The 15,605-nt window shown below is 42.2% G+C and carries 11 protein-coding genes; 8 read left to right on the top strand and 3 right to left on the bottom strand.

What is annotated here, in order from left to right:
• The first annotated feature begins 119 nt into the window (after positions 1–119).
• Together EGM47_RS05990 and EGM47_RS05985 are read left to right on the top strand one after the other, a co-directional pair.
• The gene (locus tag EGM47_RS05990) at positions 120–746 is read left to right on the top strand and encodes a nitroreductase family protein (protein WP_124979879.1); all 627 of its coding nucleotides are present in this window, start codon (positions 120–122) and stop codon (positions 744–746) included.
• 61 nt (positions 747–807) lie between these two features.
• A complete protein-coding gene (locus tag EGM47_RS05985) occupies positions 808–1,302 on the top strand; it encodes a thioredoxin family protein (RefSeq protein WP_124979878.1) in 495 nt (164 codons plus the stop codon).
• 40 nt (positions 1,303–1,342) lie between these two features.
• Here the strand turns inward: EGM47_RS05985 and EGM47_RS05980 are convergent, their stop codons facing one another.
• Positions 1,343–2,155, bottom strand: coding sequence for a DUF4249 family protein (locus EGM47_RS05980; protein ID WP_124979877.1), 813 nt, complete (start codon positions 2,153–2,155; stop codon positions 1,343–1,345).
• A 3-nt stretch (positions 2,156–2,158) separates the two neighbouring features.
• Positions 2,159–4,471, bottom strand: coding sequence for a TonB-dependent receptor (locus tag EGM47_RS05975; RefSeq protein WP_124980341.1), 2,313 nt, complete (start codon positions 4,469–4,471; stop codon positions 2,159–2,161).
• Positions 4,472–4,751: 280 nt separating this feature from the next.
• Here EGM47_RS05975 and EGM47_RS05970 point away from each other — a divergent pair, with 280 nt between their 5' ends.
• The 5 genes from EGM47_RS05970 to EGM47_RS05950 all read left to right on the top strand — a co-directional run bounded on the left by EGM47_RS05970 (position 4,752) and on the right by EGM47_RS05950 (position 12,339).
• A complete protein-coding gene (locus EGM47_RS05970; protein WP_124979876.1) occupies positions 4,752–5,720 on the top strand; it encodes an NAD(P)H-dependent flavin oxidoreductase in 969 nt (322 codons plus the stop codon).
• Positions 5,721–5,759: 39 nt separating this feature from the next.
• On the top strand, positions 5,760–7,325 hold the full coding sequence (locus EGM47_RS05965; RefSeq protein ID WP_124979875.1) for an NAD(P)/FAD-dependent oxidoreductase: 1,566 nt from the start codon (positions 5,760–5,762) through the stop codon (positions 7,323–7,325).
• Positions 7,326–7,633: 308 nt separating this feature from the next.
• A complete protein-coding gene (locus EGM47_RS05960) occupies positions 7,634–8,593 on the top strand; it encodes a VPGUxxT family thioredoxin-like (seleno)protein, type 2 (RefSeq protein WP_164510827.1) in 960 nt (319 codons plus the stop codon).
• Positions 8,594–8,751: 158 nt separating this feature from the next.
• Positions 8,752–9,909, top strand: coding sequence for a BamA/TamA family outer membrane protein (locus EGM47_RS05955; protein ID WP_317126868.1), 1,158 nt, complete (start codon positions 8,752–8,754; stop codon positions 9,907–9,909).
• 582 nt (positions 9,910–10,491) lie between these two features.
• Positions 10,492–12,339, top strand: coding sequence for a PLP-dependent aminotransferase family protein (locus EGM47_RS05950; RefSeq protein ID WP_124979872.1), 1,848 nt, complete (start codon positions 10,492–10,494; stop codon positions 12,337–12,339).
• Positions 12,340–12,445: 106 nt separating this feature from the next.
• On the opposite strand, the gene EGM47_RS05945 is transcribed toward EGM47_RS05950, so the two are convergent.
• The gene (locus tag EGM47_RS05945; RefSeq protein WP_124979871.1) at positions 12,446–13,831 is read right to left on the bottom strand and encodes a sugar porter family MFS transporter; all 1,386 of its coding nucleotides are present in this window, start codon (positions 13,829–13,831) and stop codon (positions 12,446–12,448) included.
• A 1,018-nt stretch (positions 13,832–14,849) separates the two neighbouring features.
• Between EGM47_RS05945 and EGM47_RS05935 the strand changes: the two genes are divergently transcribed.
• On the top strand, positions 14,850–15,605 hold the full coding sequence (locus EGM47_RS05935) for a hypothetical protein (protein ID WP_124979870.1): 756 nt from the start codon (positions 14,850–14,852) through the stop codon (positions 15,603–15,605).

The following is a 15,605-nucleotide window of genomic DNA, read 5'->3' as shown; positions in this document are numbered from 1 at the left end:
TCCTATGGTAAAGCTCAATCAGCTGTAGACAGTTGCTTAATTTTGTATATGGCAGATGCTTGCTTTTAAAAAGGAAGGCTAACTTCTGCCGGCTATCACAAATATAAGGATTAGCAAATATGAACAGCATAAATAGTCTTGAATGGCGATACGCCACCAAAAAATTTGATTCGGAACGTCATTTGGAAGAAAACCAGTTGGACCTGTTGGCCAAAGCTTTTAACCTTACCGCCACTTCCTATGGGTTACAGCCTTGCCGGCTAATCCTAGTAACTGATCAGGACATCAAAGACCAAATGGTTGCTCATTCCTTTGGTCAACTACAGGTAAAAGATGCCAGTGCAGTTTTGGTTTTATGCACCGTCCATGTGGATGATGCCTATGTGACTGAGTATTTCAATATGGTTCAGCAACAACGTGGGACACCAGAAGAGGTGCTTCAACCTTTTCGCGAATTTTTGGAAAGTGAATTTGCCAATAAGGCCAAAGAAGATGTGCGCCAATGGGCGCGGAACCAGGCATATCTAATCATGGGGAATCTACTCACGGTTTGCGCCATGGAAAAAATTGATTCTTGTCCGATGGAAGGCTTTGAGCCAAAAAAAATCAACCAGCTGTTGGGATTGGAGAAATTGGGCTTAGAAAGCACTTTACTTTTACCCGTCGGCTATAGATCTGAAGAAGATTTGATGTCCCAAATGAAAAAAGTACGTCGTCAACAACAAGAAATGATCTCCTACGTTTAGCAATTGGCAGGATTATTGACCCATTTCTAAAAATTTTATTTTTGTTGCGAAATTTATATCCATGAGAATACTTTTTATTTTCTTTCTGTTTGTAAGCTTTCTATCTACCGCCCAGGAAATGGCTGTGGCCACCTCGGCAACCCCAACGCAAGAACTTCAAGAAGAACCACATTTGAATTGGTTCACCAGCCTGGAGGATGCTAAAAAGAAAGCGCGTTCCACCAAGAAGCCGATCTTGGTCTATTTTACAGGTAGTGATTGGTGTACCCCTTGTAAAAAACTCGAACAATATTTTTTACATACGGATGAGTTTTTAGAGCAATCACAAAACTATCATCTGGTATATTTAGACAGCCCGTACAGGGACGATATCATTCCCATGAAGGATAAAAAAGCCAATAAAAAATTAGCGGACCAATACGATGTGACCTTTCCTACCATTATAGCCTTAGACCATACAGGTAAGGAGCGTAACAGGGTAGAGCGTTTCAGCGGAGATGATCCACGTTACCACTGGAATTTCATGAAGGAAAACAAGGCTATTTTTCGGCTTTAAGCCAAATTTTGCACTGGTCTATAGCCAACAAATATCTCTCTTATTCCTGAATGGTATATTCGACTTCAAATACCTCTGATACTCTGAAGTATCCAAAAGGGAACCGATCTGGGTTGGTACTGTTGATGATGTTCCCTCGTACTGTCGCTGGTTGAGTAGAGAAGGGGCCACCAGCACCATCTGTTTGTTGCAACAAAGTTTCGTAAAAAGAAAAGCAGGCCTCATCAATACCTACGATGCGCAATTGGGCCATTTCACCCGCTTCTAAGTCTTCCAGGAAAAATATGGTTTTGGCCTCGTTACCGTCGATGAATTCATCGTTCCCGATGTCAATTTGGGCGTTTTCATCATCATTGTATTCAAATAAATAAAAGTTCCCCAATCCCTGTGGATCTGAAAAAAAGGCTTCGATCTGAAAAATATCATCGCCAAATCCATCTATACTTTCTTGAGATACTTGAGTAATAGGTACGGTTTGCTCCAGGGATTCAGTAGCAGTATAAACAAAAGAATTATCGGTGATTTCTAGCGAAAATTGGCTTGTGTCGTTACGGTCGGAGAGAAAGCTGTTATCGCTGGTATAAATACCATTGGCGTTGTGAGGGATGGGGAATCTGGTTCCAAGCTCGTCAATGATGACAACTTCAGCATCCGTCACTATCACTGGTTCTTCTACATAAAATCCAGTAGAACGGGTTAGTTTCACTCTTGTGCTCGTAGTTCCATCGCTGTTCAATTCCATAGTTGCATCGATCACCAATCTAGGAGCGGCCGTGTTTAAATCTACATCGATCACATCTTCGCAACTAGAAAAACAAACACAACAGCACAAAACAATCAATAAGCTTCTCATGGATCAGAATTTAAAATTATAAGTGACTGCGGGTACTATACCAAATATAGACAGTCTGGTCGCTTCATTTCTGTTGGTATCTTCATTTTCTCCGAAACTGATACTGGCCGCATTGCGTCGGTTATACACATTGTAAAGACTAAAAACCCAACTGGATTGCCAGCCTTTAGTACGTTCGGGATGTGGGGTATAGGTAGCACTTAAATCCAACCGGTGAATAGCCGGTAGCCTGCTGCTGTTTCTCGACTCAAAAGTTGGTACAAATTGACCGTCAAAATTGTATTGTCCATTGGGGAATGTAACTGGTGGACCGGTTTGCAAGGTAAAATTGGCACCAAAATCCCACTTCTTGTTCCAATCATAACTGGAAGTAATGGTCAGATCATGGGTTTTGTCCCAGGCAGCATTATACCATTCTCCGTTGTTAATTCCTGGCTCATCGGCCGTCCGTCCGGGTGTGCGTTGCTCGCTTTTAGATAGGGTATAAGCTATCCAACCTTGTAAGTTTCCTTCATTTTTTCGCAGCAGCAATTCCAAACCATAAGCACGTGCCTTACCACTCAGTAGAATTTGCTCTACCGCATCATTGGCGATCAGATCAGCACCGTCAATATAATCCAATCGGTTGTCGACTTCTTTATAAAAGACTTCGGCTTCCAGTGAATAATCATTGATGTTTTTAAAAAAACCTGCAGCAACCTGATCACCTTGTTGTGGATCAATGAAAGTTCCGCTGGGGGCATATAAATCAAAAGGTGTAGGTGCGTTGGTATTGGAAATCAAATGGATGTATTGATTAATACGCTGGTAACTGGCCTTTATACTGGTTTGATCATCCAGGGAGTAGGCGATGGAGAATCGCGGTTCTAAATTGACAAATGATTCTAGGGTAGTGCTGCGATCGCTAGCAAAAGTACCTATGGGTTCGGCTTTTTCGTAAATCCCCAACTGCTGATTGTACAGCAAAGGCTGATCATCTGCATAAATATTTAAGCTTTCCTGTCCCAAACGATTGAACGTACTGATCCGTAGTCCTGCGTCTATATTTATACGGTCCGAAAGACTTAAAGATCCGTCGGCATAAATTCCGTTTTCCCAAGCGTATTTTTTGATCAATTGCCTGCGATTTACCGCACTGGAAGGGGTAGTTGGGGTGATTTTTCCAGGATCAAATTCGTAATAGATCGAATTCAGACCATATCTAATTTTTGCTTTATCACTGATATAATGGGTCAGATCGTATTTGGCATTGAGGTTGGTGATTCCGCTGTCAAAGACAAATTCCACAAAATCCAATTCCAATCCGTAATTATAATCGCTATAGATGATGGAAGCGTTGGAAAACCATTTGTCGTTAAATAAATGGTTCCAGCGTAAGTTGACAAAACTATTGCCGAAAACATTGCCAAAAAGGTTGTTTACCTCAAATACGTCCCGACCAAAATAGCTGGACATATACAAGCGGTTGTTTTCGTCGAGCGTAAAACTCACTTTTGCATTGAGGTCATAAAAATAGGCCGTATTATCAATGTCAAATAAGGGCAAAAATAAATGGGCATAACTGCTGCGACCACCGACCAAGAAAGAGGCTTTGTCCTTGATGATCGGTCCCTCAAAAAGCAATCTACTGGCCACAAGACCTATACCACCTGTCCCACTGAATCTTTTCTTGTTCCCGTCACGTTGGTAAATATCCAGAACACTAGAAACACGACCACCATAGCGCGCAGGAATCCCGCCTTTATAGAGTTTTAAATCTTTGATAGCATCAGGATTAAAAACGGAGAAAAAACCGAATAGATGATCGCTTCCGTACAAGGTAGCCTCATCCAGCAACACGAGGTTCTGGTCAGCAGCTCCACCTCTGACGTTGAATCCGCTGGCACCCTCTCCAGCATTGGTTACTCCAGGCAACAGGGTTAGTGCTTTGACCAGATCGGTTTCTCCCAACACCACGGGAATTTTTTTTATGGTTTCTATGGAGAGCGCATTGACGCTCATCTGGGGAGATTTGGTGCTCAATCGTTCCACATCGGACTCGATCACGATGGCATCCAATTCTTCTCCCTGCTGGCGTAAACTTAGGTTCAGTTTTACGTTCTCTTGTAAATCAACGATTTTTTCTATGGTTTCATAACCTATACTGGAATATTGGACGCTATAACTTCCTATGGGCAGGGTGATGGAGTAAAAGCCATAAGCATTGGTTACGGTTCCGGTGTTCAGCTCCTTAATAACTACGTTTACATTCAGCATGGTTTCTCCAGTACCTTCTTCGGTGACAGTGCCCGACAACGTAGCTTTATTGGGAGTCATCCGATCTACCTTTGCGGCAGGAGTTTGGGCCAGGCAATTGAAACCAATGGCGTGAAGAAGTAACAATCCGTAAATCAGTAGGCTTTTCAAAGGCAGCGGGTTAGACATAGGCTACTGCAAAAATGCCGTACCCTCTCACAAAAATAGCAGCCAAAGACAAAGCACCAAGTTGCATTACATCATTTATGTAAATTATAACGTTAGCCCAAACTTCTATCTTTTATGGAAATTGCTACCAACGGGCTGCAAGTCTTTCTTAAATTTGAAGAAAATTAGACCCATGACAACCCAAGAGCTCACAGATCGTCTATCTCTACCCGTTATTGCCGCACCGATGTTTTTGATTTCAGGACCGCAATTGGTGATTGAATGTTGTAAAAACGGAATCGTGGGCACATTTCCTGCCTTGAATCAACGCAGTAGTGAAGGATTTGAAGAATGGCTGATTGAGATCAAAACTACCTTGTCTTCATGGGAAAAGGAAACGGGAAATAAAGCAGCACCTTTTGGTGTCAACTTGATTGTACATGGTAGCAACCCTCGTTTAGAAGCTGATCTTAAGCTATGTATAAAGCATCAGGTTCCCCTGATAATTACTTCTTTGGGAGCTGTAAGTGACGTAGTAAATGCTGTACATAGCTACGGCGGACTCGTATTTCATGATGTCATTAAAAAACGACATGCGCAGAAAGCCCAGCAGGCTGGTGTGGACGGTTTAATTTTAGTCTGTGCTGGAGCCGGTGGTCATGCAGGTACGTTAAATCCCATGCCGTTTATCCGAGAAACCAAAGAATTTTTCAACGGAATGATCATCCTTTCCGGAGCAATGAGTTCTGGACAGGACGTGGCCAGTGCCCTACAAATGGGAGCTGACCTTGCTTATATGGGAACCCGTTTTATCAATACTACAGAGTCCAAGGCAACGGAAGAATACCGGAATATGATTATAGAAGCTGGTTGTAGCGATATCGTTTATACCGCGGCTATTTCTGGGGTGGATGCCAACTTCTTAGGAGCCAGTCTTCAAGCAGCTGGGATCACAGAAGAACAACTCAAAGCCACCGGAAAAATAGATTTCGGGAAAGAAATGGATACCGAGGCCAAAGCCTGGAAAACGATTTGGAGCGCAGGTCAAGGTAGTGCTACCGTAAAGGACAGTATGCCTGCGGGCCAACTCATCCAACGTATGAAGGGAGAATTTAAATCTGCCATTGAAAAGCAACTAGAGCAGTTGAAAAAATACACCTAGGACGCCAATTGGTGATGTAACCCCATCCATGTTCTTTTTATGAGCCAGCTCGTACAAATCACAGTTTTACCTCATCAATTGCAGGACGAGCGACTGATTCTGGATAAAGTATGTAAAAAATCTGGGGTGGATCGCTCAAATTTTCAGCGATGGAGAATTAGAAAACGCTCCATTGATGCCAGGCAGCGCCAGGTTAAGTATAATCTGCAGATCGAATTGTGGATGTCAGACGAATCCTTACCAGATCCAGTGCGTTTCCAAGGGCAGGATGTTTGTTCAGCTCGCCCTGTTTATATTATCGGAGCAGGTCCAGCCGGTCTATATGCGGCTTTGAGAGCGATTGAAGGCGGATTACGTCCCATCATTTTTGAAAGAGGGAAGGACGTAAGGTCTAGACGTCGAGATCTCGCTGCCATCACAAAAGAGCAACGTGTAAATCCAGAATCCAATTACTGTTTTGGAGAGGGAGGAGCAGGTACGTATAGCGACGGTAAGCTTTATACGCGTTCCAAAAAGCGCGGGAATGTACTTAAGTCGATGCAATGGTTGGTCGACTTTGGCGCAACACCAGATATTCTGGTAGATGCCCACCCACATATAGGAACGAATAAATTGCCTCAGATCATTACCCGTATGAGGGAGCGCATTATTGCCTGTGGTGGCAGTGTGCATTTTGAATCCAAACTCACAGATATCAAACATGAGGATGGGCAAATTCAGGGCATACAAATAAATGACACAGAATGGCATGAGGTAGAGCATCTAGTGTTGGCGACAGGACATAGCGCCAGAGATATTTTCTACCTGCTGCACAAAAGAGGTATCCGTATTGAAGCCAAACCATTTGCTTTAGGTGTGCGGATCGAGCATCAACAATCCTTGATCGATAGGATCCAATACCATGGCGATGACCAAAACCCATATTTACCTCCAGCCAGTTATAGTCTGGTAGAGCAGGTAGATGGAATGGGTGTGTATTCCTTTTGTATGTGTCCGGGTGGAATAATTGCACCCTGCGCTACTGATAAGGAAGAAGTGGTCACCAATGGCTGGAGCCCAAGTAAACGCAATAATCCATATTCCAATTCAGGTATTGTTGTGAGCTTACATCCCGAGGATTTGCCAGGCTACCATCCAGATGATCCGTTTGTCTGTCTTAATTTTCAAAAGCAAGTTGAATACGATTGCTGGAAAGCCGGTGGAATGACCCAACAGGTTCCAGCACAACGTATGATTGATTTTGTCGAGGGCCGTTTGTCCAAAGACCTTCCCAAGACTTCTTATCACCCGGGTCTAGTAGCTGCAGACCTGAATCAAGTCTTACCTGAGATGATTGCCAGCCGACTTGCCAAAGCTTTTGTTGCTTTTGGCAAAAAAATGAAAGGCTATTACACCAATGAAGCTGTCTTGCATGCACCAGAGAGCAGAACAAGTTCGCCAGTTGCTATTCCCAGAAATGCCGATAGTTTGGAACATGTTGAAATTCAAGGTTTATATCCTTGTGCAGAGGGAGCTGGCTATGCGGGAGGTATTATCAGTGCAGCAATTGACGGCATGAACTGTATGGATAAAATTCTGAAAAAATCTGCTCGTCCTGCTAATTAGAAAGCTCAGTCGAGATAAAATTATGCTTCCACAGCACATGTTGCAGGCCTTGTTCATTTTATCGTAGGCATTTCTTCAAAGAACATCAGGCACAGTACGGCTGATACAAAAAATGGAGAATTGCCATATTGGGTGCAGGATAGATTCCATGAGGAGAAAAACCAATCACCGACAAGATCATAGCGGCGAGCAAATGGTTAAATGGACCATTGCAAATTCCAACCGGGCTCTAAATATCAACCAATAGATATTTCGCTGTGAACTTTATGGGATATTCATGCCATATTTTAGTATTCAAATCAAAGGCTATGAGATATTATTTGGTACTGCTAGTAGGCTTGATCACTGTTACTTCCGCTGTAGGACAGACCCGAACGGAGCCGTATAAACAACCTGAAGAATTGGGTAGGGTATCCTGGTGGAGAAATTATGAGGTAGCGCTGCAAGAATCAGCTGCCACCGGTAAACCCATACTGATATTGTTTCAGGAAGTTCCCGGATGTTCCACCTGTAAAAATTATGGAAAAGATGTGTTGAGTCATCCGTTAATGACTGAGGCGATTGAAAATGAATTCATACCCTTGGCGATTTATAATAACAGAGGTGGTGCTGATCGGGAGGTGTTGGAACGCTTTCGCGAAAGCGCATGGAACAACCCTGTCGTACAAATTGTAGATCCACAGGGTAAGCCATTGATTCAGCGTGTAGCAGGAAATTATACCGCCCGAGGTCTTTATCAGGCAATGCGCCAGGTATTGGAACAACAAAAGCGCAATATTCCCCTGTATTTTGAGCTGCTAGGTCAGGAAATTGGCGCCTTGGGAAACACCGAACAAGCCACCTATCAGATGTATTGTTTTTGGACAGGAGAGAAGGAGCTGGGCAGCCAAAAAGGCGTTCTTCAAACAGAAGCTGGTTTCTCAGGTGGTAGCGAGGTAGTACGGGTTACCTATGACACCCAAATGACCAACAAATTGACTTTGGATAAGTTTGCTCAACAAAAAAGTATGAAAGCGGTGCCTGAAGGTTCTTTTAAAGCTGCGCAACAAGATGAAGATTATTATTTGCGACGCACCGACTACGCCCGTTTGCCACTGTCTGTAGTACAACGTACCAAAATGAATACAGCCTTGGGACAAGGTAAATCTGCCAAGCAGTATTTGAGTCCGCAACAATTAAAATGGCTTAAAGTAGTGGACAAGGCAAAAACCAATCTTCCCCAGTCTTCTGATTTTCAAAAACACTGGGAGTTGTGGGATAGGCAGTAACCTGTTTTTTCGCTTCAAGCGAAATACGCCACCTCACTAAATATACCAGCGAAGATGTTTGGGAAATCATAAAAGCAGCATCGGGATATTAAATATAGGTTAATCAGAAGCTGGAATTCTTTTTCAGCACCTAAATTGCCAAGTAAAGGCCTATTCATTTGAAAAATATTATACGTAATCTGTTTTTATTCACCACGCTTATATTTGGAGGGAGTTTGCTCCAAGCCCAGGATATAGAGGATATTAAGGAGTTTTTTACCTTTTATCCCAACTACAAAGCAGCGGAAAGGGATTCGACCCTTTATCTACAGAAGTTTATTGTCGCTCCAGTAGTAAGCTATACGCCCGAAACGAATTTTGGCCTGGGAATGGGAGCCAAATATCTGTTTAAGTTTAATGGCAGCGGCGAGGAAACCAGGGTGTCTAATATGCCAATAACTGCTCAATACACCCTGAACAATCAGTTTTTTCTTTTCTCTGGGTTTGAAATATTTACCAATCAGGAGAAATGGGTAATTGAAGGAAATATACTCTTCCAGAATTACCCCCGTATTTTTTACGGTATAGGAAATGAGGCCGTCGAAGAAAACGAAGAGCAATACGACTATACCCAATTTCTCTTTGAACCCATATTTCTCAAACAAATGTTGACCAGGTATCTGTTTATAGGCGGTGGTTTGAGGTACAACCATATTTTTGATACCAATATTGAAGAAGGGAAAATTATTGATCAAACCCGACCGGACGGTTATGATGGTTCAACTTCGTTTGGCGCTGAGGTTGCCGCTCTTTATGACAGCCGTGATGTTATTTTGAATGCGCAAAAAGGTTGGTACCTCGAGTTTACCCACGGTAAGTATTTTGAAGCGCTGGGAGGAACCAATTCCTTTAATTTGACCCGCCTTGATTTACGTTACTTTTTAGGTATCTCTGAAAAAAATCGAGACGTACTGGCTTTTCAATTCGTAGGGCGCACAACTCGAGAGGATTTGCCCTTTTCGGAATATTCCTTTTTTGGTAGCCCAGAGATTATGAGGGGATACCAGGAAGGGCGATTTGTAGATCGGGATCTCCTTGCATCCCAAGTTGAATATCGCAAACGTTTTGGTGAAAGTCGCTGGGGAGCAGTTGCTTTTTTGGGAGCAGGTAATGTGTACCGCAATGTAGACGAGTTTCAATTTGCTAATTTAAAACCCAATTACGGTCTTGGTCTAAGGTGGATGCTTGACAAAAAGGAAAATTTGAATATACGTTTGGACTGGGGCTTTGGTCAAGGGACAAACAATATATACTTAGGTATAGCGGAAGCATTTTAATTCATCAGGCGGTTTTACTCCTTGATAATACCTAATCAGCACTTATGCTTTCCTTATTGCTGCCGTTATAGAACAGTCTATAGCGGATGGCACTGGTTTTGAATAGCTATTTCAGGGCTATTCCTGAAGATTCCCATCATCATAACTGATCCATGGAGATTATCATCTCAAGTGGTCGTTGGTCGAAAATCTGAGTTTTCAACCTTAAATTTTGTGATAAATTTAAGTTTTATTAATATTTTCATAGGCAGGTACCTCATGGTACTATATCGTTATAGATCTTAAAATTTCCCCCTTATGAATTCACTTGATATTAGTGTGTTGAGTTTACTAATTTTATGTTTTGTATTTATTCTTCGTCATGTTTATCTGGCTTACCGACAGCGTCAATATTATAAACGTTTGCGCAGGCCCTGCAGAAGGCGATAAATGAACTGGTGATTTCTTTTCGTTCATTTTAAATGCTAATTCCTTCTGATTCAGAATGTATAATAGTCATCTATTAATGCATGTTTCATGACAATTCAAACCCATTGAACAGCTGTTGTGAAAAGCCTACTTTTGCGTGAGAAATAAGAGCTTATGCAAGATAGACGTGTACTGAAATTTGTAAAGGAAGTATTAGAGAATCTACCTCAAGGATGGTTGGACATCACGACACATAGGTTAGACATTTATAATGAATCAAAGGCCAAGACTGAGTTTTTGGAACAATTTGAAGATTTATTTGCTGCGGGTCAATCCGGAGCCGAGTCTTTGTGTCAATTACCGACGGCTTATGACTATATCAGGTTAGGGCATCAATTGTCCAGTGTATTGGAATGGACGTTGGGCAAGATCAAAGGTATTCCATCCGAGCAGGTTATTTCTTTTGCTTCACAAACAGCACCAATTTTGGCGATTCTACGCTTCAATCACCTGAACGGAAAGAAAACCAGGTTAATTTTTGATGCAGAAGTTCCAGCTTTTTTTGACCAGGAAAGAATCAAGTCCATTTATGGTTACGATTTTGAGACCTTGGTGGGTGACGCTGATGAAGTAAACGACCGCTTTGATGGAATAAGTGTTTCGCTTTCGCGAAAGCGTGATCCAATGACCATCATCGAGCAGCCCACCGCGGATTTTTATATAGATTTTTGTGGGGATTTAGGAAGTGTGCTCAGTATATACCACAAAGATGCCGATGCCTATGTTTCGGCCATTCAGCATGTGCGTAGACGGGAAACCATTGCGATGACCCCTCAGGACACCTTTTATTTGCTGGATGCCATGATCAACGGTGCCCAAATTTCAGCACAAGATCACGACCAACTTGAAGCAGATAAGCAAGAGGTTTTTACCTACCTGAAAGATTTAATGCAGGTGGATACCCAGCCCATGGTAGGTTCCAGCGGGCTATCCATCCAGTATGCGATCATGATGGGACTGATTGAACATGCTCAACTCGCCCACCAAGGCAAGCCCGTAAAATTTATAGTTCCGACGAACTGTTATGGCGGTACCAATGACCAGGCCAGGAGGGTGGCTGCCTGTTTACCTCATGTAGAGATCGTAGATCTTCATGTCGATGGACAAAACGATATGGTCAGCGGTTTGCGTCGTATTTTAGAACAGTTGGCCCAGGATGACGCGGTGCCTTTTATCATCGCCGAGATACCCACAAACCCAAGGGTAGAGGTACCAGATCTAGGCGAACTAGAATCTGTGCTGCGCCAGAAGCGGACCACTGCAAGCGGACAGTCTGCTGTGCAGCCGGTGTTCATACTTGACCAGACATTTTGTCCCAATGTGGCATTCATGAAAGAGGGAGAGCTGCTTTCCGCCGTCAAAGCCATTTCTTATGCCAGTGGATCAAAATTCCCCAGTGGCGGAAAATGCACGGCAGGTTATGCGATGGTCAATCGGGTAGCAGATGACTTGGGTCCATTGATCCAGCAGCATCTCATCCTATGCGATAACGAGGCAACAGCTTTACAATATCATTTGCTGGCAGAGCAATTACCTTCTATGAAGAACCGTATTAAAGAGGCTTATCTCCATACACGAGAGTTTGTGGAATTTATCAAGAACACCCTACCAGAAGCTAAAATTAACTTTGTTTCAGAAGAACTGGCTGCCCGCGGATTCACACCATCGGTATTTTCGTTGGATCTCCCGACTTCAGGAGCGACACCAGAGGAACGAGAGGCCAGAAAACGCCAACTTAATCTCCAGCTGATTCACGCAATGATTGAAGAAATTCCGGAAGAAAGTAAATTTTGTGTGAGCTACGGACAATTGAAAGGCGTGTATTGGACCGTACCGGCCACGTCTACCCAAGGAACAACTCAAGAAAAAGATAAGGACTATATCGTCCGGGCTTCTTTTTCACCTGACCTAGACATGGAAAAGCACAAGCAGGTATTCAGGGAGTTTGCGCTCAATGTATGAGGATGAACTTCGTTTCTTTCTCTTCATGACAAAGGAAAAGGGCGATCATCGGAATCAATTGTGGTAAGAGGTTCAGCTGACGTGGCTTAGGTCGATCAATTCCTAATTATTCCCAAAACCCTTCAATCTCTTCCAGGGTTTTCCCTTTTGTTTCTGGAATGAATTTATAGGTAACAAAAACAATAATCAGGATGAATCCTATAAATATGAAGTAAGGCATAGAACCATTCCATGGTTGTGAATTGTTTGTTTCACTCCCCATTACTACAGGAAATGATTGAGAAACCACATAGTTTGCAGCCCATTGCGCAGCTACAGCTATCGACATCGCGACACTTCTTATTTTATTTGGAAACATTTCAGATAATATGACCCAAACAACTGGTCCCATAGACAGCGCAAAAGAGGCGATAAAAATTAAAACACCGATCAAAGAAATCATTCCCACACTTTCCTGCTGCAAGGATACTCCCAACAACGTGAATCCTAAAATCATTCCCGCAGAACCTATGTATAGCAGTGGCTTACGCCCAAAATTATCAACCGTAAACATGGCTACAAAAGTGAATACGAGATTAACAAATGCAAGTAATATTTGCTGTAATAAAACATCTTCTTTACCAAAACCTAAAGCCTTTTCAAAAATATCCGCACCGTAGTATAGTACTGCATTGATTCCTGTAAACTGCTGTAACATGGAAAGAACAGTTCCTATTAAAATAATGGTGAAAATACCTTTAGAAAAATAGCTGAGTTTTACATGACTAGATTTATCACGTAAAGAGCTTTTAATATGCTTCATTTCTACAGCTGCGGTCTCTTTATCATTGATCTTATTAAGAATCATAAGAGCTTCATCATCATTTCCTCTAAGTGCAAGCCATCTAGGACTTTTGGGTACAAAGAACAATAACAACAAAAATAATACACTAGGTATAAGCTCTGACCAAAACATCTGCCTCCATCCATATTCTATGTTTTGAACCTCATTAAGGCTATTGCCTATGAAATAAGTAGCTAGAAATACAACAAAAAAACCAATGACTATCGCAAGTTGGTAATAGGTGACCATGCGACCTCTAATATGAGAAGGAGCAATCTCTGCGATATACATGGGTGCATTCATGGAAGCTATTCCTATTCCTAGTCCACCTATAATTCTAAAAATCACTAAAACTGTTACGGTTTGCGGAAACATTTCGGGTAATCCAGACCCAAAAGCTGATAAGGTAAAAAGTAGGGCAGAAATGATTAGAGACCATTTTCTACCTATTTTGATACTTAAAGGAGCTGCAATAATTGCTCCTATTAAACATCCTAATAGCGCGCTACCTACTACCCAGCCTTTCATAGCATCACTTAATTGAAAATACTCTGTAAGATAAAACTGAGCACCATTGATGACTCCGGTATCATAACCAAAAAGCAATCCGCCCAAAGCAGATACGGCAGCTATCAATAGCAAAAAAACTCGGTTACGTTTATTTTTCATAAGTGTAATTTTAAGAACGACTGACCTTCAACTTAATTTACGAATTTAATAGATCTAAAGGTATTATCATCAGTTATTAAAAATGTATAGCACCCAGCCCCTAAATTATCCTTACTATTTATAGGTAAAAGATTCCCGTTAACCATTTACTTACCTGATAAAACCTTATGACCTTTTTCTATTTATTGATGACTTTGCCAAAATGATAGATCCTGCAAAGCTCCGCTTTCAGAATACTTCAAACAAAAAAACGCTCAAGCAAGCTTGGCGTTTTTTCTTATTGAACGGTTTGTTCTTGACCTGGAAGGGGCGAAGTTCAAACCATTTGAGGAGGATGTTTTATTGATTATAGAATTTCACAAACAGGATTCGCTTCGCGCATCCTGCAAAGCTCCGCTTTGAGAATACTTCAAACAAAAAAACGCTCAAGCAAGCTTGGCGTTTTTTCTTATTGAACTATTCATTCGTGACCTCGACAGGATTGCCGTAAAACCACGCATTATGCAGTATTTTTAGGGCTTAAACAGTTAGTCAAGATATACAACTGACCGATTAACTACCATTTTTAATGAACTTGCTTGAATTGTTTTGATACTTTCAAGACTATATAAAGATAACAATTTCCAGTATTCAAACCTACATAAACAGCACTAAATACTATGAAACTTGCTGTAAATATTCTGTGATAATTTCCTCTTCTATGCCGCTATATTCGGCGAATTCTTTGACGGTTACAAACTGATGGGATTGCTTATCAAAGTGCCTTCTAATATCATTTAAAAGCTTCCTGCCATAGCGTTCGCTTCTGCCAGTTAGGCAATGCACGTCTTTTGGGAATATGCAGGCTCTTAAAATCTTCATAGTGATACACTATCTATACTTCATCCATAGCGAATCCTTGCTTGAAGTATAGGTAATTCTCGGCAAAAATTGTGCTAATCGGCTGAGGTGGTATGGGTTATTTCTCTTTCCTTACAAATCTACTTTGATTTGTTGAGTAATCATAAAATTTTTAAAAATGGCAAGACAAACTGGTATTATCAAACTAAAGGGAACACTCGGCGACATTTCCTTTTACAAAAGCTCTGACGGGCACTTGGCGCGCACCAAAGGTGGTGTGGATGCCAATCGTATCGCCAATGATCCAGCGTTTCAAAGAACGCGTGAGAATGGGTCTGAATTTGGACGTGCCGGCAAAGGCGGCAAAGTCATCCGCAATGCAATCCGTGTGCTTTTGCAAAATGCAAAAGATAAACGTGTGGTAAGTCGATTGACCAAAGCACTTGTTGCGGTAACCAAAACGGACACGGTCAACGAGCGTGGCGCCAGAACTATCGAAGATGGTGATATGGCAACGCTACAAGGCTTTGAGTTCAACCTCAATGGGAAACTTGGTGCAACCTTGTTTGCTCCTTATTCCACCACTCTCGACCGTGCAACTGGCGATGTGGAATTGAACTTGGCACCATTTGCACCAGCGGTGCGAATTGCTGCTCCTGGTGGAACTACACACTTCAAAGTTGTAACTGGTGCTGCAGAGCTTGACTTTGCAAATGAGACCTCGAGCTTCGAGAGTGCTGAGACGGCAATTTTGCCGTATGACGGTGCAAACACCGCAGCCATCAACCTTGCGATCGCTCTTCCAGCTGGATCGGCGTTGCCGATTGTGCAGGTGGTTGGAATCGAATTCTATCAGCAAGTGAACGGGCAGATGTATTCGTTGAAAAATGGTGCATTTAATGCGCTTTCAGTTGCAAATGTAGATAAGGTTTAA

This window comes from Nonlabens xiamenensis, from assembly GCF_003865345.1.
In the GTDB taxonomy this organism is placed as follows: domain Bacteria; phylum Bacteroidota; class Bacteroidia; order Flavobacteriales; family Flavobacteriaceae; genus Nonlabens; species Nonlabens xiamenensis.
Note: the sequence above shows the minus strand (reverse complement) of the source record. Positions and strands in the feature narration are given on the sequence as shown.